This window comes from Burkholderia sp. BCC1988 (assembly GCF_905339895.1).
Lineage (GTDB): Bacteria > Pseudomonadota > Gammaproteobacteria > Burkholderiales > Burkholderiaceae > Burkholderia.
Map to the genome: position 1 here is coordinate 155,839 of NZ_CAJPHA010000010.1, position 21,597 is coordinate 177,435.

The 21,597-nt window shown below is 67.9% G+C and carries 22 protein-coding genes; 20 read left to right on the top strand and 2 right to left on the bottom strand.

Annotation, left to right across the window (positions count from 1 at the left end):
* Positions 1 to 59: 59 nt before the first annotated feature.
* The 5 genes from U4012_RS16590 (at position 60) to U4012_RS16610 (ending at position 5,036) form a co-directional block, all read left to right on the top strand.
* Complete coding sequence (locus U4012_RS16590; protein WP_044843804.1) at positions 60 to 449, top strand: VOC family protein; 390 nt, start codon at positions 60 to 62, stop codon at positions 447 to 449.
* Between the two features lie 111 nt (positions 450 to 560).
* Positions 561 to 1,814 carry a DUF1479 domain-containing protein gene (locus tag U4012_RS16595; protein WP_321800002.1) on the top strand — a complete coding sequence of 418 codons (1,254 nt, stop codon included), beginning with the start codon at positions 561 to 563 and terminating at the stop codon, positions 1,812 to 1,814.
* Between the two features lie 227 nt (positions 1,815 to 2,041).
* Positions 2,042 to 2,800 (top strand): dimethylarginine dimethylaminohydrolase family protein, encoded by a 759-nt coding sequence (locus U4012_RS16600; protein WP_044843999.1) that lies wholly within the window; start codon positions 2,042 to 2,044, stop codon positions 2,798 to 2,800.
* 101 nt (positions 2,801 to 2,901) lie between these two features.
* Positions 2,902 to 3,366 carry an Lrp/AsnC family transcriptional regulator gene (locus tag U4012_RS16605; protein WP_044843805.1) on the top strand — a complete coding sequence of 155 codons (465 nt, stop codon included), beginning with the start codon at positions 2,902 to 2,904 and terminating at the stop codon, positions 3,364 to 3,366.
* A gap of 137 nt (positions 3,367 to 3,503) precedes the next feature.
* Positions 3,504 to 5,036: an amino acid permease gene (locus tag U4012_RS16610; protein WP_321800005.1), complete on the top strand. Its 1,533-nt coding sequence runs from the start codon at positions 3,504 to 3,506 to the stop codon at positions 5,034 to 5,036.
* A gap of 156 nt (positions 5,037 to 5,192) precedes the next feature.
* On the opposite strand, the gene U4012_RS16615 is transcribed toward U4012_RS16610, so the two are convergent.
* The gene (locus U4012_RS16615) at positions 5,193 to 5,918 is read right to left on the bottom strand and encodes a glutathione S-transferase (protein ID WP_124521907.1); all 726 of its coding nucleotides are present in this window, start codon (positions 5,916 to 5,918) and stop codon (positions 5,193 to 5,195) included.
* 129 nt (positions 5,919 to 6,047) lie between these two features.
* Positions 6,048 to 6,380, bottom strand: coding sequence for a cupin domain-containing protein (locus U4012_RS16620; protein ID WP_321800009.1), 333 nt, complete (start codon positions 6,378 to 6,380; stop codon positions 6,048 to 6,050).
* Between the two features lie 408 nt (positions 6,381 to 6,788).
* Here U4012_RS16620 and U4012_RS16625 point away from each other — a divergent pair, with 408 nt between their 5' ends.
* The 15 genes from U4012_RS16625 to accD all read left to right on the top strand — a co-directional run bounded on the left by U4012_RS16625 (position 6,789) and on the right by accD (position 21,519).
* Positions 6,789 to 7,610, top strand: coding sequence for a hypothetical protein (locus U4012_RS16625; protein WP_321800011.1), 822 nt, complete (start codon positions 6,789 to 6,791; stop codon positions 7,608 to 7,610).
* 32 nt (positions 7,611 to 7,642) lie between these two features.
* Complete coding sequence (locus tag U4012_RS16630) at positions 7,643 to 8,401, top strand: Tat pathway signal protein (protein WP_321800170.1); 759 nt, start codon at positions 7,643 to 7,645, stop codon at positions 8,399 to 8,401.
* 162 nt (positions 8,402 to 8,563) lie between these two features.
* On the top strand, positions 8,564 to 9,973 hold the full coding sequence (gene leuC / locus U4012_RS16635; RefSeq protein ID WP_044843810.1) for a 3-isopropylmalate dehydratase large subunit: 1,410 nt from the start codon (positions 8,564 to 8,566) through the stop codon (positions 9,971 to 9,973).
* A gap of 3 nt (positions 9,974 to 9,976) precedes the next feature.
* On the top strand, positions 9,977 to 10,123 hold the full coding sequence (locus U4012_RS16640) for an entericidin A/B family lipoprotein (RefSeq protein ID WP_011658379.1): 147 nt from the start codon (positions 9,977 to 9,979) through the stop codon (positions 10,121 to 10,123).
* A gap of 65 nt (positions 10,124 to 10,188) precedes the next feature.
* On the top strand, positions 10,189 to 10,839 hold the full coding sequence (leuD, locus tag U4012_RS16645) for a 3-isopropylmalate dehydratase small subunit (protein ID WP_044843811.1): 651 nt from the start codon (positions 10,189 to 10,191) through the stop codon (positions 10,837 to 10,839).
* Between the two features lie 75 nt (positions 10,840 to 10,914).
* Complete coding sequence (gene leuB / locus U4012_RS16650) at positions 10,915 to 11,982, top strand: 3-isopropylmalate dehydrogenase (RefSeq protein WP_321800014.1); 1,068 nt, start codon at positions 10,915 to 10,917, stop codon at positions 11,980 to 11,982.
* A gap of 118 nt (positions 11,983 to 12,100) precedes the next feature.
* The gene (locus U4012_RS16655) at positions 12,101 to 12,220 is read left to right on the top strand and encodes a 3-isopropylmalate dehydrogenase (RefSeq protein ID WP_124628490.1); all 120 of its coding nucleotides are present in this window, start codon (positions 12,101 to 12,103) and stop codon (positions 12,218 to 12,220) included.
* Positions 12,221 to 12,304: 84 nt separating this feature from the next.
* A complete protein-coding gene (asd, locus tag U4012_RS16660) occupies positions 12,305 to 13,426 on the top strand; it encodes an aspartate-semialdehyde dehydrogenase (RefSeq protein WP_057923940.1) in 1,122 nt (373 codons plus the stop codon).
* 559 nt (positions 13,427 to 13,985) lie between these two features.
* The gene (locus tag U4012_RS16665) at positions 13,986 to 16,103 is read left to right on the top strand and encodes a FimV/HubP family polar landmark protein (protein ID WP_321800172.1); all 2,118 of its coding nucleotides are present in this window, start codon (positions 13,986 to 13,988) and stop codon (positions 16,101 to 16,103) included.
* Positions 16,103 to 16,915: a tRNA pseudouridine(38-40) synthase TruA gene (gene truA / locus U4012_RS16670; protein WP_185500371.1), complete on the top strand. Its 813-nt coding sequence runs from the start codon at positions 16,103 to 16,105 to the stop codon at positions 16,913 to 16,915. Before U4012_RS16665 ends, truA begins: the two co-directional genes overlap by 1 nt.
* On the top strand, positions 16,912 to 17,613 hold the full coding sequence (locus tag U4012_RS16675) for a phosphoribosylanthranilate isomerase (protein WP_044843816.1): 702 nt from the start codon (positions 16,912 to 16,914) through the stop codon (positions 17,611 to 17,613). The genes truA and U4012_RS16675 overlap by 4 nt, the downstream gene beginning before the upstream one ends.
* Before the next feature lie 54 nt (positions 17,614 to 17,667).
* Complete coding sequence (gene trpB / locus U4012_RS16680; protein ID WP_124659974.1) at positions 17,668 to 18,861, top strand: tryptophan synthase subunit beta; 1,194 nt, start codon at positions 17,668 to 17,670, stop codon at positions 18,859 to 18,861.
* A 9-nt stretch (positions 18,862 to 18,870) separates the two neighbouring features.
* Complete coding sequence (locus tag U4012_RS16685) at positions 18,871 to 19,722, top strand: site-specific DNA-methyltransferase (protein WP_321800022.1); 852 nt, start codon at positions 18,871 to 18,873, stop codon at positions 19,720 to 19,722.
* Between the two features lie 41 nt (positions 19,723 to 19,763).
* Positions 19,764 to 20,582: a tryptophan synthase subunit alpha gene (gene trpA, locus U4012_RS16690; protein WP_044843819.1), complete on the top strand. Its 819-nt coding sequence runs from the start codon at positions 19,764 to 19,766 to the stop codon at positions 20,580 to 20,582.
* 64 nt (positions 20,583 to 20,646) lie between these two features.
* Positions 20,647 to 21,519, top strand: a complete 873-nt coding sequence (gene accD / locus U4012_RS16695; RefSeq protein ID WP_044843820.1) for an acetyl-CoA carboxylase, carboxyltransferase subunit beta — start codon at positions 20,647 to 20,649, stop codon at positions 21,517 to 21,519.
* Positions 21,520 to 21,597 lie beyond the last annotated feature (78 nt).

Consider the following 21,597-nt stretch of genomic DNA (forward strand, 5'->3'; position numbering starts at 1 on the left):
CGAGGGCGGGCAGCGCGCCGTGGCATGATCGTGATCGATCGTCACGACGGAGCGATGCCATGTTTTCACATGTTTGCGTGGGCGTCAGCGATACCGCGCGCGCGTACGACTTCTACGCGCCGCTGTTCGCGGAACTCGGGCTGCGGCTGAAGTTCAGCGAGCCGGACGGCTGGTCGGGCTGGATGCCGGCCGACACCGACCGGCCGCTGTTCTTCTTCGGCCGGCCGCTCGACGGCCGCGCGCCCGAACCCGGCAACGGCCATACGATCGCATTCGACGCGCCGACGCGTGCGCAGGTCGACCGCTGCCACGCGCTCGCGCTGCAGCAGGGCGGCGCCTGCGAAGGGCCGCCGGGCCTGCGGCCGCACTATCACCCCGACTACTACGGCGCGTATTTCCGCGACCCGGACGGCAACAAGCTGTGCGTGGTCTGCCATCGTCCGGAGTAGCGAGCGGTTTGTCAGGATTGTATCGATAGTTGGCCGGATAGTGTCGATGGCGGCGATGCGTCCGCCGTACGCTGAATGCTCATCACCACACGATTCAGCGAGGAGACGACGATGCACCTGACGATTGACGATCTGCCGGTTGCGATCCGCATGGCGAAAAGGGCGCTGCGCACCGATCTGCCCGGTTACGCGGCCACGTTCCGCGAACTGGAGGGCGATATCGCGCGGCAGGTCGACGCGATCCGTCGCGCGCACGCGCACGGCCGCGACGTGATCCCGGTATTGCGATTCGCGGATATCGCGAACGGCACCGTCGATCCGCAGGCGATCGCCGCGATCCGCACGCACGGCGCCGCGGTGATCCGCGGCGTGTTCGACGCGCAGCAGGCGCGCGACTGGAACGACGAGATCGGCGCCTATCTGGATGCGAACCGCTTCGCCGAGCGGCTGCATGCACGCGCCGAGGACCGCTACTTCGGCAATCTCGCATCGGGCAAGCCGCAGATCTACGGCGTCTACTGGTCGAAGCCGCAGGTGGCCGCGCGGCAGTCGCCGGCCCTCACGCAGGCGCGCGTGTTCCTGAACCGCCTGTGGCGTCATGCCGACGGCGCGCGCAGGCATTTCGACCCGGACCAGGTGCCGGCCTACGCCGACCGGATCCGCCGCCGGCCGCCGGGTTCGACGTCGCTCGGGCTGTCGCCGCATGTCGACGGCGGCTCTGTCGAACGCTGGCTCGGCGCGAATTTCCGGCAGGTCTATCGTCACGTGCTGGCCGGCCGCTGGCGCGCTTACGATCCGTTCGACGCGGCGTTCCGCCCCGACGTCGAGGAGATCCCGTCGCCGGCCGTGTGCTCGATGTTCCGCACGTTCCAGGGCTGGACCGCGCTGACGCCGCAGGGGCCCGGCGACGGCACCCTGCAGCTGATTCCGGTCGCGAACGCGATGGCGTATGTCGTGCTGCGCGCGCTGCAGGACGACGTCGCCGACGACGACCTGTGCGGCGCGCGTCCGGGCCGCGCGCTGTCGATCCTGCCCGCATGGCACGCGCTGCTGCTCGACGCGCTGGTGCCGATCCCGCACATGGAGCCGGGCGACGCGGTGTTCTGGCACGGCGACGTCGTGCATGCGGTCGAGGATGCGCATCGCGGCAGCGGCGACAGCAACGTGATGTACATCCCGGCCGCGCCCGGGTGCGCGAAGAACGACGCGTACCTGCAGCGCCAGCGGCTCGCGTTCCTGCGCGGCGACAGCCCGCCGGATTTCCCGGCCGATCATTTCGAGATCGACTTCGACGGACGCGGCGGCGAGGGCGATCTCACGCCGCTGGGCCGTGCGCAAATGGGGTTCGCGCCCGTCGGCGCATGACGGACGCCGCATGCATCGGCCGCATCCGCACCGCGCGGAACGGCCGTTTGCGCCGCGCCCGTCGGCCGTCTGCCGAATCGGCTGCATCCTGCCTGCAATTCGACGCGATCGGCTGCGGGCGCGCCCGAATTCGACGCGAATTGCGCAATTTGGCTTCCGATAATGGTCCGGACACAACGCAGCTGCCCCGTGCGCCGCACGGGGGCAGCGTGACCATGGAGGAGTCGATGCAATTCACGCAAGCGATCGTTCGCCGTCCCGCGCCGTCCTGCGGCGCGGGTCTCACCACCGCCGCGCTCGGCGCGCCCGACTACGACAAGACGCTCACGCAGTTCCACGCGTACTGCGACGCGCTGCGCGGGCTCGGCGTCGAGCTGACCGAGCTGCCGCCGCTGGACGCGTTTCCCGATTCGCACTTCGTCGAGGACGTCGCCGTCGTCACGCCCGAATTCGCGGTGATCACGCGTCCCGGCGCACCCGCGCGGCGCGGCGAGACGGTGCACATCGAAGCGGCGCTCGCCGCGCATCGCGACCTGCTGCCGATGCAGGAAGGCCGTCTCGACGGCGGCGACGTGATGCAGGTCGGCAAGCGCTTCTACATCGGCCTGACGGGCCGCACCGATGCCGAGGGCATCGCCGCATTCGAGTCGCTGGTGGCGCGCTACGGCTATTCGGTCGTCGCGGTGCCGGTCGGCGCGGGGCTGCATCTGAAATCGGTCGTCAACGCGCTCGGCGACGACACGCTGCTCGTGACCGAGGCGCTGGCTGCGCATCCGGCGTTCGCCGACTATCGCCGCATCGCGATCTCGGCCGCCGACGAATACGCCGGCAACACGCTGCGCGTGAACGGCACGCTGATCACGCCGGCCGGCTATCCGCGCGTGCACGACGCGATTCAGTCGCTCGGGATGCCGCTGCACGTGATCGACACGAGCGAGTTCCGCAAGATGGACGGCGGCCTGACCTGCCTGTCGCTGCGGTTCTAGCCGATTGGCGCGCGGCCGCTTCGGCCGGATAATGTGGCCCCCGCGCGGAACCGGAGGAGACGCTCCGCGCACCAGCCACGACCCGACCGGAGCGAACGCGGATGACTGACAAGAAGATGCAGCTCGACAAGATCGATCTCCGGATCCTCGACATCCTGCGTACCGACGGGCGGATTTCCTACCGGAAGCTGTCCGAGCTCGTGAACCTCACGCCGAGGCCCTGCCAGGCGCGCGTGGAACGGCTCGAGGCGCTCGGCGTGATCGAAGGCTACCGCGCGGTGATCAAGGCGCCGCGCGCGACCAAGCCGATCGTCGTGATCGCGCAGATCGTGCTGGCCGACCACGGGCGTTCGCAGGCGCCGTTCGAGGACGAGATGCGGGCCAATCCGGCCGTGCTCGATTGCTGGCTCGTCAGCGGCACGTTCGATTTTCTCGTGCGGCTCGCGTGCGAGGATCTCGACGAATACCGGCGGATCGCGAACGCGTGGCTGGAAAGCCCGCGGTTCCGGATCGAGAAGATCGTGACGACGGCCGAGCTGCAGGCGATCAAGCGCAGCGTCGTCTGACGCGGCCGTGCGCGTCCGGGCCACCGGCATCGGACGCGCGACCCGGCGGCAGGACCGTTTTTTGACGCGAATAACCGGGCCGATCGATTGGTATTCCGAATCAATTCGAGCGGCCCGAATCCAACAGGGTGAACACTATGGATGCTTTGCAAGCGGCAGCGCAGACGGCCGCGCCGTCCGGAACGGCGCTCAAGCGCCGGCTGCAGAGCCGCCACATCGCGATGATCGCGATCGGCGGCTCGATCGGCACGGGGTTGTTCGTCGCGTCGGGCGCGTCGGTCGCGCAGGCGGGGCCGGGCGGGGCGATCGCCGCGTATATCGCGATCGGGCTGATGGTCTACTTCGTCGTCACCGGGCTCGGCGAGATGGCCGCGCTGATGCCGGTGTCGGGCTCGTTCGCGATCTACGGCGAAAAGTATGTCGACGAAGGCTTCGGCGTCGCGCTCGGCTGGACCTACTGGTACAGCTGGGCCGTGACGATCGCGATCGAGCTGGTCGCCGCGCAGATCGTGATGCGCTACTGGTTTCCGGCGGTGCCGGGCGTGTGGTGGGGCGCCGGGTTCCTGGTACTGATCTTCCTGCTGAACACGCTGTCCGTGCGCGGTTTCGGGGAATCCGAATACTGGTTCTCGCTGATCAAGGTCGTCACCGTGATCGCGTTCATCGCGGCGGGCTTGCTGATAGCGGCCGGCCTGCTCGGCAACGGGCAGCCGGTCGGCTGGCGCAACTTCAGGACCGGCGACGCGCCGTTCGTGGGCGGCGTGCATGCGATGATGAGCGTCGCGCTGATCGCGGGCTTCTCGTTCCTCGGAACCGAGCTGGTCGGGATCACGGCGGGCGAATCGGAAAACCCGCGCAAGACGATCCCGCGCGCGGTGAAGCAGATCTTCTGGCGCATCATGCTGTTCTACGTGCTCGCGATCTTCGTGATCGGCCTGCTGGTGCCGTACACCGATCCGAACCTGCTCAAGAGCGACGTGACCGATATAGGCGTCAGCCCGTTCACGCTCGTGTTCAGCCATGCGGGCTTTCCGCTCGCCGCGGGCGCGATGAACCTCGTGATCCTGACGGCCGTGCTGTCGGCCGGCAACTCGGGCACGTATGCGGCCACGCGGATGCTGTACAACCTCGCGGCGGAAGGCCGTGCGCCCGCGATGTTCGCGACGCTGTCGCCGGGCGGCGTGCCGCGCAACGCGCTGTACGCGACGATGGCGGTGGGCGGGCTGTGCTTCCTCACGTCGCTGACCAACAACCAGAGCATCTATCTGTGGCTGCTCAATACGGTCGGCATCACCGGCTTCATCGCGTGGCTCGGCATCGCCGTTTGCCACTACCGGTTCCGCAAGGGCTTTCTGAAACAGGGCTACCGGCTCGAGCAGCTGCCGTATCGCGCGAAGTGGTTCCCGTTCGGGCCGCTGTTCGCGATCGCGATCTGCATCGTGATCTCGCTCGGGCAGGATTACCAGGCGTTCTTCGCCGCCCGCGTCGACTGGATGGAAGTGCTGTCGATCTATGTGTGGATCCCGCTGTTCGTCGCGATCTGGTGGGCGTATCGTCGCGTGCGCAAGAGCCGGCTCGTGCGCTACGAGGAGATGGAGATCGGGCCGTGGCTCACGCGCTCGGTCGAGGCCGTCGCTGCGGCGGTCGCGCGGCACGGTCAGCCGCACTGAGCGTGACGCGGCGCATGCGCGGCGACGGGGCCGGCTCGCGCAACGCGGCCGGCTCCGGTGAAGCAGGCGTGACGACGCGCAGCGGCAGCACGCGTTCAGCGCGCGTGCTGCCGCTGCGCCTTCATGAAATCCACCCACGCGGGAGGCGTGGCTCCGCTACTTGTCCAGCTCCGGGTAGTGCCGGAAGATGCCCATGTCGTTGAACGGGATGCGGCGTTCCGACTCGAGATAGCGCGCGACGGGCGGATGCGCCGCGACGCGGTCGTGCAGCCCGACGAGCCCCGCGACCTTGCGTTCCTCGCGCTTCATCGCCTTCGGGAACGCGTAGCGCAGGCCTTCGATCAGCTGGAAGATCGACAGATCCACGTAACTGAGCGCGCTGCCGGCGATGTGCCCGCCTTTGTGCGGATTCTGCGCGAGCACGCGATCGAAGTAGCCGAGGAATTTCGGCAGCCGGTGTTCGAGAAAATCTGCCGCTCGCTCGGCGGCTTCGGCCTTCTGGTCCTCGTAGTAAAGGCCGCTGCCGATCGGGTGATGCGTGTCGTGGATCTCGGTGACGAAATCGGCGACGGTCAACTGAAGCTGATGCACCCACAGCCGGCCGGCTTCGTCGTCGGGCGCGAGCCCGAGCCGCGCGCCGAGAAACAGCAGGATGTTCGCGGCCTGCCCGACGACCATGTCGCCGGCCTTCAGGAACGGCGGCGCGAACGGCACGCATTCGGCCTTCGTGCTGTCCATCAGCCGCATCATCGCCGACACGCCCATGCCGCGCCCCGATTCGCGCGCGACGTCGACGTAGTCGGCCTCGGCCGCTTCGAGCGCGAGCCGCACGTACTCGCCGCGGCCCTGGATTTCGGGCCAGTAATAGAGTTCGTATCGCATGCAGTGCTCCTGTCCGGTCGATGCGTCGGGCGATGCCAGCATCGTGATGGCGGGAAGGGCGGTCGCGCGCCGCCCGTTGCGAATAGACAGTCTAGGAGATCGTGCGGGAAGTGTGGTGCCCGCCGGACGTCATGCGCCGCGTTCTCCACCTTCGCCGCCTTCCGGGCCGTAGAAGAACACCCAGGCCGAGAAGTCGTCGGAGAAGCCGACGAAGCGGTGCGACGCGAATGCGGGGACGAACAGCACGTCGCCCGTCGCGACGCCGCATTCGCGTCCGTCCACGACGAACCGCGACGTGCCGGCGGCGATCACGTAGACCTCGTCGCGCGTGTGCGGCGTCTGCAGATCCTCGCCGCGCGGCCGGTACAGCTCGATGTCGAGCGTGCCGTGTCGAAACAGCGTGGTGAACAGCGTGCCTTCATCGTCGAGGCGGGCGAGCGATTCGTTGATGCCGAGCTTCATCGTCGTGGGCTCCGGGGTGCGGATCGTGGGAACGAGGGCATGCGGGTTGCACCATCGTAGCGCGAAATCCGCAGCTCGGCCGGCGGTGCGCGACCCTGCCTGCGAATCGCGTCGCGCGCCATCGATGAAACGGCGGCACACGATCTCACCACCGATGAAACGAATCGGTCCGCCGGTGAAACGGCGCGGCGATCGTCGGCATGCGTGCGACAGCTTCACCGCAATTTAATAAACGCGCACTACGATCGCGCATCGTCAATCGACGGAGCGTCGTGCTGCGTTTCACGCTTCGACGCTGCCGCCCGTCGCGGATCTCCGCGATTCGCCAGATTGCCATTTCCCGTGACCCCGCGAATTGCACCGCCGCGCCATGCCGCCGCATGCGATTCGCATTGTTTCGCATTTCTTATGAATTCGAATGCATCGACTGCTTCACGCAGAAAATTCCTTGCCGCCGCACCCGGCATCGCAGCGGCGCCGCTATTGAGCGCATGCGGTGGCGACGACGTCGCATCGGCGCCGCTCACCGATGCGGCGCTGGCCGCGCAGATGTCCGCGAAGCTGAACGCGCAGCTCGGCGATGCGGCGACGGTCGACGCGATCCTGCCCGCGCTGACCGATGTCGGCTTCACCTGGGACCTGCCGACGGTGCCGGCCGCGCAGATCGGCGCGATCGTCGCGTACAGCTTCGGCAATCGCCCGAACGCCGCGAGCGGCAACACGTCGAGCACGGGCGGCAACCAGTCCGCGCTGCCCGATCCGGGGCCCGTCAACGAAGCGCTCGCGGACGTCGTGTACCGCATCCGCCAGCTGAAGCCGGTCAAGGTCTACGCGCAGTGGGAAATCGCGCGCTTTCTCGTGTCGAAATACGGGATGGGCGCCGACGTGCTGTCGTCGGTCGAACCGGTGATCGCGAGCGACGGCACGATCGTGTACCTGAGCACGGCCGGCGTCGCGGCCGAGGCGGTTACGCGTGCGGGCGGTGCGGCTGCGATGGGCACCGTCGCGGTGGTCGGCCATCGCGACCATGCGAAGCGCTGCATCCAGACCTCGCAGCAGGCGGGCATGAAGGCGGCCGCCGTCGCCGAGGTGCCGCTCCCGACCGTGTACGACCCGCAATCGGGCCAGCCGTGGACGCGCAACCGCAGCCTCTACCTCGTGCACGACATGTACGCGCAGATGCTGACCCGCGCGATCGCCGCGACGATGCAGGCGTTTCCGAAGGGCTGACGCCTGCCGCTCTCCACTCGAATCTCATGACCATGACGACCCGCCGCCATTTCCTCGCTTCCTCTTCGCTGCTCGCTGCATCGTGCGCCGCCGTCGCGCCCGTGCGCGCGAGCAGTGCCCCCGTGTCCGATGCGGAACTCCAGCGCCAGATGCTCGGCAAGCTGACCGACGAACTGAACGATCGCGCGACCGCGGCCGACGAGACCGGCTACCTGCTCGACACGTTGTTCTCATGGACGCCGCCGGGCGTCGATGCGGCCGCCATCAACACGATCGCCGCGTTCGGCTTCGGCAGCCGCGCGGGCGCGTCCGGTGCCGCGCCCGTCCCGGGCCCGGTGAACGAGGCGATCGCCGATGCGGTGTTCCAGCTTCGGCAAAAGGCCGCGGCGCCGATTTACGCGCAGCAGGAAGTCGCGAGCGTGCTCGCGTCGAAGTACGGACTGACGGCCGGCGTGACGTCGATCGCGACGCGGGCACCGGCCGCCGGCAGCCCGATCCCGACCCCCGACGGCGTCGTCGCCGCGATCGTCCGGCAGGCCGGCTCGGCCGCGGCGCTCGGCAAGGTCGGCATCGTCACGCATCGGGATCAGGCGTCGCTCGCCGTGCGCGTGTCGAGCGCTGCGGGGATGCAGGCCGCGGTGCCGGCCGGACTGACGCTGCCGGTGTTCTACGACAGCGCCGCGCAATTGCCTGCATTGCGGCGTCGCGATCTCTACCTGCTGAGCAGCGCGGGCGTGCAGCTCGGCATGCTGCGGCTCGCGCTGATCAACCGCGAATACCCGAACGGCTGACGTTCCCCGTTTGGCTGGTAATGCCGATACAGGTATTGACACTACCAGCCAAACCACTGTTTTTAATGGGTTTTTTCGCGCCGTGCCCGCGCCGCGGCGCGTTCTGCGTGGCATAATCGACCGCATCCGCAAGGCTTGTAGTCACAACGACCCCGCATACCCATGGCACAGACTCTCTACGACAAACTGTGGAATACCCACGTCGTCCACACCGAGGACGACGGCACGGCATTGCTCTACATCGACCGTCAGCTGCTGCACGAAGTCACGAGCCCGCAGGCGTTCGAAGGGCTGAACGTCGCGCACCGCCCGGTGTGGCGCATCAGCGCGAACCTGGCCGTGTCGGACCACAACGTCCCGACCACGGATCGCAGCCACGGCATCGCCGATCCGGTCTCGAAGCTGCAGGTCGACACGCTCGACGCGAACTGCGATGCGTTCGGCATCACGCAGTTCAAGATGAACGACGTGCGTCAGGGCATCGTGCACATCATCGGGCCGGAGCAGGGCGCGACGCTGCCGGGCATGACGATCGTCTGCGGCGACTCGCACACGTCGACGCACGGTGCGTTCGGCGCGCTCGCGCACGGCATCGGCACGTCGGAAGTCGAGCACGTGCTCGCGACGCAAACCTTGCTGCAGAAAAAGAGCAAGAACATGCTCGTGAAGGTCGAGGGCACGCTGCCGCGCGGCTGTACCGCGAAGGACATCGTGCTCGCGATCATCGGCAAGATCGGCACGGCCGGCGGCACGGGCTACGCGATCGAATTCGGCGGCTCGACGATCCGCGCGCTGACGATGGAAGGCCGGATGACCGTCTGCAACATGGCGATCGAAGCCGGCGCGCGTGCGGGCATGGTCGCGGTCGACGACACGACGATCGATTACCTGAAGGGTCGTCCGTTCGTGCCGACCGGCGCGGAATGGAACCAGGCCGTCGAGTACTGGCGCGAGTTCAAGTCCGACGAAGGCGCGCAGTTCGACCGCGTCGTCGAGCTGAACGCGGCCGAGATCGTCCCGCAGGTCACGTGGGGCACGTCGCCGGAAATGGTCACGTCGATCGACGGTCGCGTGCCGGACCCCGAGCGCGAGAAGGATCCGGTCAAGCGCGACGCGATGGAACGCGCGCTGGCCTACATGGCGCTCGAGCCGAACACGCCGATCGAGTCGATCAAGGTCGACAAGATCTTCATCGGTTCGTGCACGAACGCGCGCATCGAAGATATCCGCGCGGCCGCCTACGTCGTGAAGAAGCTGAACCGCCGCATTGCGTCGAACGTGCGGCTCGCGATGGTCGTGCCGGGCTCGGGCCTCGTGAAGGCGCAGGCCGAGCGCGAAGGGCTCGACAAGGTGTTCACCGACGCGGGCTTCGAATGGCGCGAGCCGGGCTGCTCGATGTGCCTCGCGATGAACGCCGACCGGCTCGAGCCGGGCGAGCGCTGCGCGTCGACGTCGAACCGCAACTTCGAAGGCCGGCAAGGCGCGGGCGGTCGCACGCACCTCGTGAGCCCCGCGATGGCGGCGGCGGCGGCGATCGAAGGCCATTTCGTCGACATTCGCCAGCTGGGGTAACGCGTGACGGCATCGAAGCTCATCGCGCGGCTGGTGGCCGCGCTGGCGCTCGCGGGGCTGGGCTTCGGCCTCGCGGGCTGCAATACCGTCCGAGGCTTCGGTCAGGACGTCAACGCCGCCGGCAATGCGCTGCAGCGCGCCGCGGACTGACGCCCACCGAGAATTTGTCGATGTGCGCCGGCTGACTGCCGGCCCTCCAACCGGGTAGACGGATCATGGAAAAATTCACTGTACATACCGGCGTCGTGGCGCCGCTCGATCGCGAGAACGTCGACACCGACGCGATCATCCCGAAGCAGTTCCTGAAGTCGATCAAGCGCACGGGCTTCGGTCCGAACGCGTTCGACGAATGGCGTTACCTCGACCACGGCGAGCCGGGCCAGGACAACTCGAAGCGCCCGCTGAACCCGGACTTCGTGCTGAACCAGCCGCGCTACCAGGGCGCATCGGTGCTGCTGGCACGCAAGAACTTCGGCTGCGGCAGCTCGCGCGAGCACGCGCCGTGGGCGCTGCAGCAGTACGGCTTCCGCGCGATCATCGCGCCGAGCTTCGCCGACATCTTCTTCAACAACTGCTACAAGAACGGGCTGCTGCCGATCGTGCTGACCGAGCAGCAGGTCGATCACCTGTTCAACGACACGTATGCGTTCAACGGCTATCAGCTGACGATCGACCTCGATGCGCAGGTCGTGCGCACGGGCGACGGCCGCGAGTATGCGTTCGACATCACCGCGTTCCGCAAGTATTGCCTGCTGAACGGTTTCGACGACATCGGCCTCACGCTGCGCCACGCGGACAAGATCCGCCAGTTCGAAGCCGAGCGGCTCGCGAAGCAGCCGTGGCTCAACAACAAGCTGGTCGGCTGAGATTGCCTCCGGGCGGGCGCGCATGACGCGCGCCCGCCGACCTGCCACCCATACCTATCCAGTCAGGAATAACGCATGAAGATTGCAGTGCTGCCCGGCGACGGCATCGGTCCGGAAATCGTCAACGAAGCGGTCAAGGTGCTGAACGCCCTCGACGAGAAGTTCGAGCTCGAGCAGGCGCCGGTTGGCGGCGCGGGCTACGAGGCGAGCGGTCATCCGCTGCCGGACGCGACGCTGAAACTCGCGAAGGAAGCCGACGCGATCCTGTTCGGCTCGGTCGGCGACTGGAAGTACGACTCGCTCGAGCGCGCGCTGCGCCCCGAGCAGGCGATCCTCGGGCTGCGCAAGCATCTCGAGCTGTTCGCGAACTTCCGTCCGGCGATCTGCTATCCGCAGCTCGTCGATGCGTCGCCGCTGAAGCCGGAACTGGTCGCGGGCCTCGACATCCTGATCGTGCGCGAACTGAACGGCGACATCTACTTCGGCCAGCCGCGTGGCGTGCGCGCGGCACCGGACGGCCCGTTCGCCGGCGCGCGCGAAGGCTTCGACACGATGCGCTACTCGGAACCGGAAGTGCGCCGCATCGCACACGTCGCGTTCCAGGCCGCGCAAAAGCGCGCGAAGAAGCTGCTGTCCGTCGACAAGTCGAACGTGCTGGAGACGTCGCAGTTCTGGCGCGACATCATGATCGACGTGTCGAAGGAATACGCGGACGTCGAGCTGTCGCACATGTACGTCGACAACGCGGCGATGCAGCTCGCGAAGGCGCCGAAGCAGTTCGACGTGATCGTGACCGGCAACATGTTCGGCGACATCCTGTCGGATGAAGCGTCGATGCTGACGGGCTCGATCGGCATGCTGCCGTCGGCGTCGCTCGACAAGAACAACAAGGGTCTGTATGAGCCGTCGCACGGTTCGGCGCCGGACATCGCGGGCAAGGGCATCGCGAATCCGCTGGCGACGATCCTGTCGGCCGCGATGCTGCTGCGCTACTCGCTGAATCGCGCGGAGCAGGCCGATCGCATCGAGCGCGCCGTGAAAACGGTGCTCGAACAAGGCTATCGCACCGGCGACATCGCGACGCCGGGCTGCCAGCAGGTCGGCACGGCGGCGATGGGCGACGCGGTGGTCGCCGCGCTGTAAGCGCGCAGCAAGGCAACAGGCAGTCAAGATGGAAAAGGGCGCGAACGGGCCGCGAAATCGGCCGGTTCGCGCGCGGTTGGCCGTTGTGCGGGCAACCGGCTTTGTGTAGACTCGAACGATGGCGCTGATTTCCCTGATCTCCCCGGTCCTGAAACTCCACGGCAACACTGCCCGTGTGGGTACGCGCGCCATCGTCATCACGAAAACCATTACCACGAAAACGATCATTAAACGCTGATCGCCGTCGTGCCCGCCTGTTTCCCCGCGCGGTCACGCGGGGACGGAAATGGCGGGGAAGCTCCATTCAAGCAAAGGGTTAGTCATGAACGTAGGTCTCGTAGGTTGGCGCGGCATGGTCGGCAGCGTGCTGATGCAGCGCATGCAGGAAGAAGGTGATTTCGACCTGATCGAACCGGTGTTTTTCAGCACCAGCAACACGGGCGGCAAGGCGCCGTCGTTCGCGAAAAACGAGACTACGCTCAAGGACGCGACCAACGTCGACGAGCTGAAGAAGTGCGACGTGATCATCACGTGCCAGGGCGGCGACTACACGAACGACGTGTTCCCGAAGCTGCGCGCGGCCGGCTGGAACGGCTACTGGATCGATGCGGCCTCGTCGCTGCGGATGAACGACGACGCGGTCATCATCCTCGATCCGGTCAACCTCGACGTGATCAAGGACGCGCTCGTCAAGGGCACGAAGAACTTCGTCGGCGGCAACTGCACGGTCAGCCTGATGCTGATGGCGCTCGGCGGCCTGTTCCGCGAGAACCTCGTCGACTGGATGACGGCGATGACCTACCAGGCCGCATCGGGCGCGGGCGCGCAGAACATGCGTGAACTGCTGTCGCAGATGGGCACGCTGCACGGTTCGGTGCAGGAACAACTCGCCGATCCGGCTTCCGCGATTCTCGACATCGACCGCCGCGTGCTCGCGACGATGAACAGCGACGCGATGCCGACGAGCCACTTCGGCGTGCCGCTCGCCGGCTCGCTGATCCCGTGGATCGACAAGGATCTCGGCAACGGGATGTCCAAGGAAGAGTGGAAGGGCGGCGCGGAAACCAACAAGATCCTCGGCAAGCCGGCCATGGGCGAGCCGGGTTCGATCCCGGTCGACGGCCTGTGCGTGCGGATCGGCGCAATGCGCTGCCACTCGCAGGCGCTGACGATCAAGCTGAAGAAGGACGTCCCGCTCGACGAAATCAACGGCATCCTCGCGTCGGCGAACGACTGGGTGAAGGTCGTGCCGAACGAGCGCGAAGCGTCGATGCGCGACCTGTCGCCGGCGAAGATCACCGGCACGCTGACGGTGCCGGTCGGTCGCCTGCGCAAGCTCGCGATGGGTGGCGAATACCTGTCGGCGTTCACGGTCGGCGACCAGCTGCTGTGGGGCGCGGCCGAGCCGCTGCGCCGCATGCTGCGCATCCTGCTCGACAAGTAAGTCGGGCCGCGCCGCGCGCAGTGCGCGCGTGACGCGAAACGCCTGCCAGCCCTTCGCGGGGTGGCAGGCGTTTTTTTTGTCCGGCGTCAGGTCTTGTGCGGACCGCCCATTGCGCGGAAGTCCCGAACCGCTCGCGCGGCCGGGGCTTTTCCTGCATCGCCATCCTTTGGCACGAGGAATCGATGCGACGCGAAGTACAAGGAGGGGCCGAATTCCGGAACCCGATGCCGTCGTCCGGTTTTTCATCGATTGATGATCCTCTTTTGACAAAACCGGCGCGTGCGATTCAGTGCCCGGATCGGCGATGCCTTCGCGCGATTCGCGCACCGACGGCCCGACGCGGTCGGCCGTAAGGTCGCGGCGCAGGCGCGGACGGCCGCATCCGCAGGCGACGAATTCGGCCGGAACGCGATCGTGTGAAGTAAACTATGCGGTTACGACGCGCAGAGCCGCCCAAAGCGTCGCGTTCTGCGCGACGCTTTTGCATTTCTGCGGCGACTTTATTGACGCTTCCCTACGCGAATCCGAGCCGCGCCCGCGCGCGGCGATAGAGCCTACGATGTCCCGAATTTCCTTGTTTCCGCGTCAGTCCCGTCTGGCGCGCGCCGTGCGTGGCGCGCTGGCGATCCTGGCGCTCGGCGCGGCCGCTTCGGCCTGGGCGGCCGGTTCCGGCGAGCTGCCGGCGTCCGCCGCCGGCGGTGCCGCGCCGCTCAACGTGACGGTCCAGCCGGGCCAATCGTTGAACGACCTCGCGAAAGCCGCGACGCAATCGCACGATCCGGGCGTGCTCGCGCGCGCCGGCCGCGCGCTGTTCGACGCCAATCCGCAGGCGTTCATGAAGCACGACCCGAGCCGCCTGAAAGTCGGCGCGACGCTGACGGTGCCGGCGCTCGATGCGACCGGCGCGGCGCTCGTGCCGGCTGCTGCGTCGGGGGCGTCGGCTGCGTCCGCGCCGGTTGCCGTGTCGAGCACGGCGGCGGTCACGCAGCATGGCGCGTCGGCGCCGCATCCTGGGTCGGCCGTGCAAGCCGCGCCGGCCGTATCGGCCGCGCATACGGCGCCGGTCAGCGGGGCGAGCGTCACGGTCGCAGCCGGGGTGGCGGCAGGAGCGTCGGCTTCGAGCGGCGCGTCCGCCGCGCATGGCGCGTCGACGGTCGAATCCGTCCAGTCGCCCGCGGCTGCGGCCGGCGCAAGCGGGCCGCACGTGTGGAACGGCGCGATCCAGTCTGCACCGTCGTCCGCGAGCGAAGCCGTGATGCAGTCCGGACCGGGCGGTGCAGCTCAAGGGATGCACGAACCGTCTGCAGCAGCGCCCGTCGCGGGTGCGTCGCAGCCGCGGCCGTCGAGCCTGCAGCAATTGCTCGCGCTGAAGAACCGCGTGCTGATGGAACTGCAGAAGCACGGGATCGGGAAGCCGGCCGCCACGAACAACGTTGCAACGGCGCCGGCGCCCGCTGCGCCGCGTCCCGCTGCGAACGGCACGAACGGCGCGAACGGCACGAACGGCACGAACGGCACGAACGGCGCGAATGATGCGGCGGCGTCAGCTGCCGCGTCGTCGTCGGCTGCGAGCGAAGCGGCGTCCGGCGTGGCCGCGAGTGCGGTGCAGCCGGCATCGGCGCCCGTGCAGCCGGCCGTGCCGGCGGCGACCGCTGTGCCTGCACGCGGTTCGGAACAGATCGACTGGCGTCCGGCCGCAGCGGCCGGCGCCGCCGTGGTCGTGCTGGCGGCCGGTTTTGCGTGGCGCAAGCGCCGGAAAGCGCGGCCGACCGACGAAACCGCACAGGCATCCGGCGGGACGGCTGTTGCCGACGGCGGTGCATCGTCGTCGCCGGTCGCATCCACGGAGCCAGTGCCGCCGATTCTCCCCGAGACGCCGTTGGCCCGCGACGCGGCCGCCGATCTGAGTCTGGTCACGGCCGCCGCCGCAGCGGCGGAGACGTTCGAGACGCACGAACCCGAAATCCCGTCGCCGTCGGAAACGGCGAAGCCGCACGACGTTCAGGCGGAAGCATCGGCCGCGCGCATCGCACCCGACAGCGACGCAACGCCGGCCCCGCACGACGAGAAGCCTGTCGCGGAACCGGCCGCGGACGAGCCGCTCGTCACGCCCGCCGCACCTGCGACGAACGACGCCCAGCACGCAGCGCTGATGCAGAACGCGATCAGCGCGCTCAACAGCCTCGACATGCCGCTGCCGCCGCGTACGGCCGATGAGCCGCCCGCACGCGAAGGGCAAGCCGAAGGTGCGCAAATCGCAACTAACGGTCAGTCCGCCACACACCCGCCAGTCGGCGCGACCGATCCGTCCCCGGAACATCCGGCCGACCACGACGACGAGTTCGACTGGGATCCGGACGCGGCAACGCCTGCCTCTCACGCGGGCGGTGCCGCCGCGCCGTCGTCGCTGCCGCCGCTCGGCGTCGCGCAGTTCGGCGCGCTGAAGCTGGATTTCGATCTCGACCTGCCGTCCGCGCCGGGTGCCGTGCTGCCCGCGCTGACGCCGGAAGAACTCGCCCGCATCGCCCGCAACAAGCTGGATCTCGCGTCGGAGTACGTGCAGCTGGGCGACCTGTCCGGCGCGCGCACGCTGCTGCAGGAAGTGGTCGACGCGAACGACGCCGCGACGCGTGACGATGCGCGTGCGCTGCTCGCGAAACTCGCGGAAGAGGCGTGATGCGTATCGCGCTCGGGATTCAGTACGACGGCGCCGCGTTCTGCGGCTGGCAGGCGCAGCCGCACGGCAAGACCGTGCAGGATGCGCTCGAGCGCGCACTCGGCGCGTTCGCATGCGTGCCGCTGCACACGACGGTCGCGGGGCGGACCGACACGGGCGTGCACGGGCTCGGACAGGTCGTGCATTTCGATACGGAGCTCGATCGCGCGGATTTCTCGTGGGTGCGCGGCACCAACGCATTTCTGCCGCCGACCGTGTCCGTGCAGTGGGCGAAGCCGATGCCGGACGCGTTCCACGCGCGTTTCTCGGCGTTCGAACGCACGTACTACTATGCGCTGTACGTGCATCCCGTGCGCTCGCCGATGCTGGCCGGCCGCGCGGGCTGGATCCACACGCCGCTCGACGACGACGCGATGCGCGCGGCCGCCGCGCATCTGATCGGCGAGCACGACTTCTCGTCGTTCCGGTCGTCGGAATGCCAGTCGAAGACGCCGGTCAAACACCTGTACCAGATCGACGTGCGGCGCGCGGGCCACTTCATTCATTTCCGCTTCCGCGCGAACGCGTTCCTGCACCACATGGTGCGCAACCTGATGGGCTGCCTCGTCGCGGTGGGGCGCGGCCGCTATCCGGCCGACTGGCTCGCCGACGTGCTGGCCGGGCGCGATCGCAATCTCGCGGCGCCCACGTTCATGGCCGACGGGCTGTACCTCGCCCATGTCGGCTACCCGGCGGAATTCGCCGTCCCGCCCGCGCAGCTCGGCAGCGTGCCGTGGAGCAGCGTCTGGGCCGACCTGGACCCACAACCATGACGGATCACGCCGTGTCTTCTTCGACCTCCGCCGCGGCCGGCCTCGCGCCGCGCACGCGCATCAAGCTGTGCGGTCTGTCGCGCCCCGAGGACGTGCTGCATGCCGCCGCGCTCGGCGCCGACGCGATCGGCCTCGTGTTCTATCCGAAGAGCCCGCGCGCGGTGTCGATCGCGCAGGCGGCCGAACTCGCGAGCCTCGCGCCGCCGTTCGTGTCGGTGGTCGGGCTGTTCGTGAACGCGACCGAAGCCGAGATCGAGGCGGTCGTGCGCGACGTGCCGCTCACGATGCTGCAATTGCACGGCGACGAGACGCCCGAGCAGTGCGACGCCCTCGGCCGCGCGGCGCGCCTGCCGTGGTTGCGCGCGGTGCGCGTCGGCCCCTCGACGCAGCCGGCCGATTTGGTAGAATCGGCTCTTCATTATTCGAAAGCGCGCGGCCTCCTGTTCGACACCCTGGTGCCGGATTACGGCGGTAGCGGCAAGGTCTTCGATTGGTCACTTATTCCCGCAGAGCTCGCGCATCGGGCCGTTTTGAGTGGTGGCTTGAACGCGCAAAACGTCGGTGATGCGATCCGCCAGTTGCGTCCGTTTGCTGTCGATGTCTCGAGTGGCATCGAAGTGGAGGGCGCGAAGGGCGTGAAGGATCATGCCCGAATGGCGGCGTTCGTACGCGCGGTGCGCGAAGCGGACGCCGGGTGATGCAAGAAGGTGCGGCCCCGACAGCGGGCGCACCGACCGATCGAGAGTGACACCATGTACAACCTTCCTGATGATCGCGGCCACTTCGGCCCGTATGGCGGCGTGTTCGTCGCCGAAACGCTGATTCACGCGCTGGACGAACTGCGCACGGCGTATGAAAAATTCCGGAACGACCCCGATTTCGTCGCCGAGTACGAGCGCGAGCTGAAGTATTTCGTCGGCCGCCCGTCGCCGATCTATCACGCGCAGCGCTGGAGCGAGACGCTCGGCGGCGCGCAGATCTACCTGAAGCGCGAGGACCTGAACCACACCGGCGCGCACAAGATCAACAACGTGATCGGCCAGGCGCTGCTCGCGAAGCGGATGGGCAAGAAGCGCGTGATCGCCGAGACCGGCGCCGGCCAGCACGGCGTCGCGACGGCGACGATCTGCGCGCGCTTCGGCATGGAGTGCATCGTCTACATGGGCGCCGAGGACGTGCGCCGCCAGGCCGCGAACGTCTACCGGATGAAGCTGCTCGGCGCGACGGTCGTGCCGGTCGAATCGGGTTCGCGCACGCTGAAGGATGCGCTGAACGAAGCGATGCGCGACTGGGTCACGAACATCGAAAGCACGTTCTACATCATCGGCACGGTCGCGGGCCCGCACCCGTATCCGGCGATGGTGCGCGACTTCCAGCGCGTGATCGGCGACGAGTGCAAGGTGCAGATGCCGGAACTCGCCGGCCGGCAGCCGGACGCGGTGATTGCGTGCGTCGGCGGCGGCTCGAACGCGATGGGCATCTTCTATCCGTACATCGACGACACGTCGGTGCAGCTGATCGGCGTCGAAGCGGCCGGCGACGGCCTCGACACCGGCCGTCACGCGGCGTCGCTGATCGCCGGCAGCCCCGGCGTGCTGCACGGCAACCGCACGTACCTGCTGCAGGACGACAACGGCCAGATCATCGAGACGCATTCGGTGTCGGCCGGCCTCGACTATCCGGGCGTCGGCCCCGAGCACGCATGGCTGAAGGACAGCGGCCGCGCGCAGTACGTGCCGATCACCGACGACGAGGCGCTGAAGGCGTTCCACGACTGCTGCCGGATCGAGGGGATCATCCCCGCGCTCGAGTCGAGCCACGCGATCGCGTACGGCGTGAAGCTCGCGCCGACGCTGCCGAAGGACAAGATCCTGCTCGTCAACCTGTCGGGCCGCGGCGACAAGGACATGCACACGGTCGCCGAGCGATCGGGCATCGCGCTCTGACCCCGACCGATGCGTGACCTGATCGAACAACCGGGCGGCGGCGCCGCGAGCGAAGCGGAGGCGGTGCAGCCTGCCGTCGCCGTGCCGCGCGCACGGCCGTCCGGGATCGAGCTGCACAACCGCGATTTCATGACCGAAGCCGCGCGCCTGCCGGATGCGTCGATCGACCTGATCGTCGCCGATCCGCCGTACGGGCTCGGCAAGGACTACGGCAACGACTCGGACAAGCGTTCGGGCGACGATTTCCTCGCGTGGACGCGCGAGTGGCTCGAGCTCGCGATTCCGAAGCTCAAGCCGAGCGGGTCGATGTACATCTTCTGCACGTGGCAGTACGCGCCGGAAATCTTCAGCTTCCTGAAGACGAGGCTCACGATGATCAACGAGATCATCTGGGACCGGCGCGTGCCGAGCATGGGCGGCACGACGCGCCGTTTCACGTCGGTGCACGACAACATCGGCTTTTTCGCGGTTTCCAAAGCGTATTACTTCGATCTCGATCCGGTCCGCATCCCGTACGACGCCGACACGAAGAAGGCCCGCTCGCGCAAGCTGTTCGAAGGCAGCAAGTGGCTGGAGATGGGCTACAACCCGAAGGACGTCTGGTCGGTCTCGCGCCTGCACCGGCAGCACGCGGAGCGCGTCGATCATCCGACCCAGAAGCCGCTGGAAATCATCGAGCGGATGGTGCTCGCAAGCTGCCCGCCGGGCGGCCGCGTGCTCGATCCGTTCATGGGCAGCGGCACGACCGCGGTGGCCTGCGCACGGCAGGGGCGCGACTTCGTCGGCTACGAGATCAACGAAAGTTATTGCGCGATCGCGCGCGAGCGCGTGAGCGCGCTCGCCGCGCCGGCGTGCGCGTGAGTCGCGCCGCCGAGTCGCCGATCGCATCAAGGAAAATTGCCATGTCCTCCCGTATCCAGCAGACCTTCGCCGCACTCGCCGAACAAGGCCGCAAGGGCCTGATCCCGTTCATCACGGCCGGCGACCCCGATCCCGCGAAGACCGTCGAATTCATGCACGCGCTCGCCGAAGGCGGCGCCGACGTGATCGAGCTCGGCGTGCCGTTCTCGGACCCGATGGCCGACGGCCCCGTGATCCAGCGCTCGTCGGAACGCGCGCTTGCGCGCGGCGTCACGCTGAAGAGCGTGCTCGCCGACGTGAAGCGCTTCCGCGAGACCGACCAGAAAACCCCCGTCGTGCTGATGGGCTATGCGAACCCGATCGAGCGGATGGGCGTCGACGCGTTCGCGGCCGAAGCGCAGGCGGCCGGCGTCGACGGCGTGCTCGTCGTCGACTATCCGCCCGAGGAAGCGGGCGTGTTCGCCGAGAAAATGCGTGCCGCGCAGATCGATCCGATCTTCCTGCTCGCGCCGACGTCGACCGACGAACGCATCGCGGACGTGGGCAAGATCGCGAGCGGCTACGTGTACTACGTGTCGCTCAAGGGCGTGACCGGCGCCGGAAATCTGGATGTTTCGAGCATTGCGGGTAAAATCCCGGCCATCAAGTCGCGCGTGCCGGTTCCGGTGGGCGTCGGCTTCGGCATCCGCGACGCCGAAACGGCGCGCGCGGTGGCCGAAGTGTCGGACGCCGTCGTGATCGGCAGCCGCCTGGTGCAGCTGCTCGAGAGCGCCGCGCCGGAGGGCGCCGCCGCCGCGCTGAAGACGTTCATCGCCGAGCTGCGCGCCGCCCTGGACGGCGCCGGCAACACGGCGCGATAAACACAACACAGGAAGCGGGAACGGGCCGGTCGGCCCGCCCCGCCACGGAACAGGAAACCATACGATGAGCTGGCTCGACAAACTGTTGCCGCCGAAGATCAAGCAGACCGACCCGAAAAGCCGCAAGGGCATTCCGGAAGGCCTGTGGGTCAAGTGCCCGTCCTGCGAGGCCGTGCTGTACCGCAACGACGTGGACGCGAACCTGCACGTGTGCCCGAAGTGCGATCACCACATGCGCATCGGCGCGCGCGAGCGCCTCGACGGGCTGCTGGATCCGGAAGGCCGCTATGAAATCGGCCAGGAAATCGTGCCGGTCGACTCGCTGAAGTTCAAGGACAGCCGCAAGTACCCCGATCGTTTGAAGGAAGCGATGGACGAGACGGGCGAGACCGACGCGATGGTCGTGATGGGCGGTGCGATCCACACGCTGCCCGTCGTCGCGGCCTGCTTCGAGTTCTCGTTCATGGGCGGCTCGATGGGCTCGGTCGTCGGCGAGCGCTTCGCGCGCGGCGCGCAGAACGCGCTGGAGCAGCAGGTGCCGTTCATCTGCTTTACCGCTTCGGGTGGCGCCCGGATGCAGGAAAGCCTGCTGTCGCTGATGCAGATGGCCAAGACCACCGCGATGCTGACCAAGCTGGCCGAAGCCAAGCTGCCGTTCATTTCGGTGCTGACCGACCCGACGATGGGCGGCGTGTCGGCGAGCTTCGCGTTCCTCGGCGACGTCGTGATCGCCGAGCCGAAGGCGCTGATCGGCTTCGCCGGCCCGCGCGTGATCGAGCAGACGGTTCGCGAAAAGCTGCCGGAAGGCTTCCAGCGCGCGGAATTCCTGCTGAAGACGGGCGCGATCGACATGATCGTCGACCGCCGCAAGATGCGCGACGAGATCGCGCAACTGCTCGCGCTGCTGCAGCGACAGCCGGCCGACGCGCTGGCCTGATTGGCGCGGCGTTGTGAACTGCGCGCGTCGCCCGGCTGAACCGCCGGGCGGCGCGTTTCGTTTTTTGGCGTAGTGGCG

What these genes read in the sequence shown, in the direction of transcription:
- U4012_RS16590 (WP_044843804.1), top strand. Translation starts at nt 60, where the DNA reads ATGTTTTCACATGTTTGCGTGGGCGTCAGCGATACCGCGCGCGCGTAC.
- U4012_RS16595 (WP_321800002.1), top strand. Translation starts at nt 561, where the DNA reads ATGCACCTGACGATTGACGATCTGCCGGTTGCGATCCGCATGGCGAAA.
- U4012_RS16600 (WP_044843999.1), top strand. Translation starts at nt 2,042, where the DNA reads ATGCAATTCACGCAAGCGATCGTTCGCCGTCCCGCGCCGTCCTGCGGC.
- U4012_RS16605 (WP_044843805.1), top strand. Translation starts at nt 2,902, where the DNA reads ATGACTGACAAGAAGATGCAGCTCGACAAGATCGATCTCCGGATCCTC.
- U4012_RS16610 (WP_321800005.1), top strand. Translation starts at nt 3,504, where the DNA reads ATGGATGCTTTGCAAGCGGCAGCGCAGACGGCCGCGCCGTCCGGAACG.
- U4012_RS16615 (WP_124521907.1), bottom strand. Translation starts at nt 5,918, where the DNA reads ATGCGATACGAACTCTATTACTGGCCCGAAATCCAGGGCCGCGGCGAG.
- U4012_RS16620 (WP_321800009.1), bottom strand. Translation starts at nt 6,380, where the DNA reads ATGAAGCTCGGCATCAACGAATCGCTCGCCCGCCTCGACGATGAAGGC.
- U4012_RS16625 (WP_321800011.1), top strand. Translation starts at nt 6,789, where the DNA reads ATGAATTCGAATGCATCGACTGCTTCACGCAGAAAATTCCTTGCCGCC.
- U4012_RS16630 (WP_321800170.1), top strand. Translation starts at nt 7,643, where the DNA reads ATGACGACCCGCCGCCATTTCCTCGCTTCCTCTTCGCTGCTCGCTGCA.
- leuC (WP_044843810.1), top strand. Translation starts at nt 8,564, where the DNA reads ATGGCACAGACTCTCTACGACAAACTGTGGAATACCCACGTCGTCCAC.
- leuD (WP_044843811.1), top strand. Translation starts at nt 10,189, where the DNA reads ATGGAAAAATTCACTGTACATACCGGCGTCGTGGCGCCGCTCGATCGC.
- leuB (WP_321800014.1), top strand. Translation starts at nt 10,915, where the DNA reads ATGAAGATTGCAGTGCTGCCCGGCGACGGCATCGGTCCGGAAATCGTC.
- U4012_RS16655 (WP_124628490.1), top strand. Translation starts at nt 12,101, where the DNA reads ATGGCGCTGATTTCCCTGATCTCCCCGGTCCTGAAACTCCACGGCAAC.
- asd (WP_057923940.1), top strand. Translation starts at nt 12,305, where the DNA reads ATGAACGTAGGTCTCGTAGGTTGGCGCGGCATGGTCGGCAGCGTGCTG.
- U4012_RS16665 (WP_321800172.1), top strand. Translation starts at nt 13,986, where the DNA reads ATGTCCCGAATTTCCTTGTTTCCGCGTCAGTCCCGTCTGGCGCGCGCC.
- truA (WP_185500371.1), top strand. Translation starts at nt 16,103, where the DNA reads ATGCGTATCGCGCTCGGGATTCAGTACGACGGCGCCGCGTTCTGCGGC.
- U4012_RS16675 (WP_044843816.1), top strand. Translation starts at nt 16,912, where the DNA reads ATGACGGATCACGCCGTGTCTTCTTCGACCTCCGCCGCGGCCGGCCTC.
- trpB (WP_124659974.1), top strand. Translation starts at nt 17,668, where the DNA reads ATGTACAACCTTCCTGATGATCGCGGCCACTTCGGCCCGTATGGCGGC.
- U4012_RS16685 (WP_321800022.1), top strand. Translation starts at nt 18,871, where the DNA reads ATGCGTGACCTGATCGAACAACCGGGCGGCGGCGCCGCGAGCGAAGCG.
- trpA (WP_044843819.1), top strand. Translation starts at nt 19,764, where the DNA reads ATGTCCTCCCGTATCCAGCAGACCTTCGCCGCACTCGCCGAACAAGGC.
- accD (WP_044843820.1), top strand. Translation starts at nt 20,647, where the DNA reads ATGAGCTGGCTCGACAAACTGTTGCCGCCGAAGATCAAGCAGACCGAC.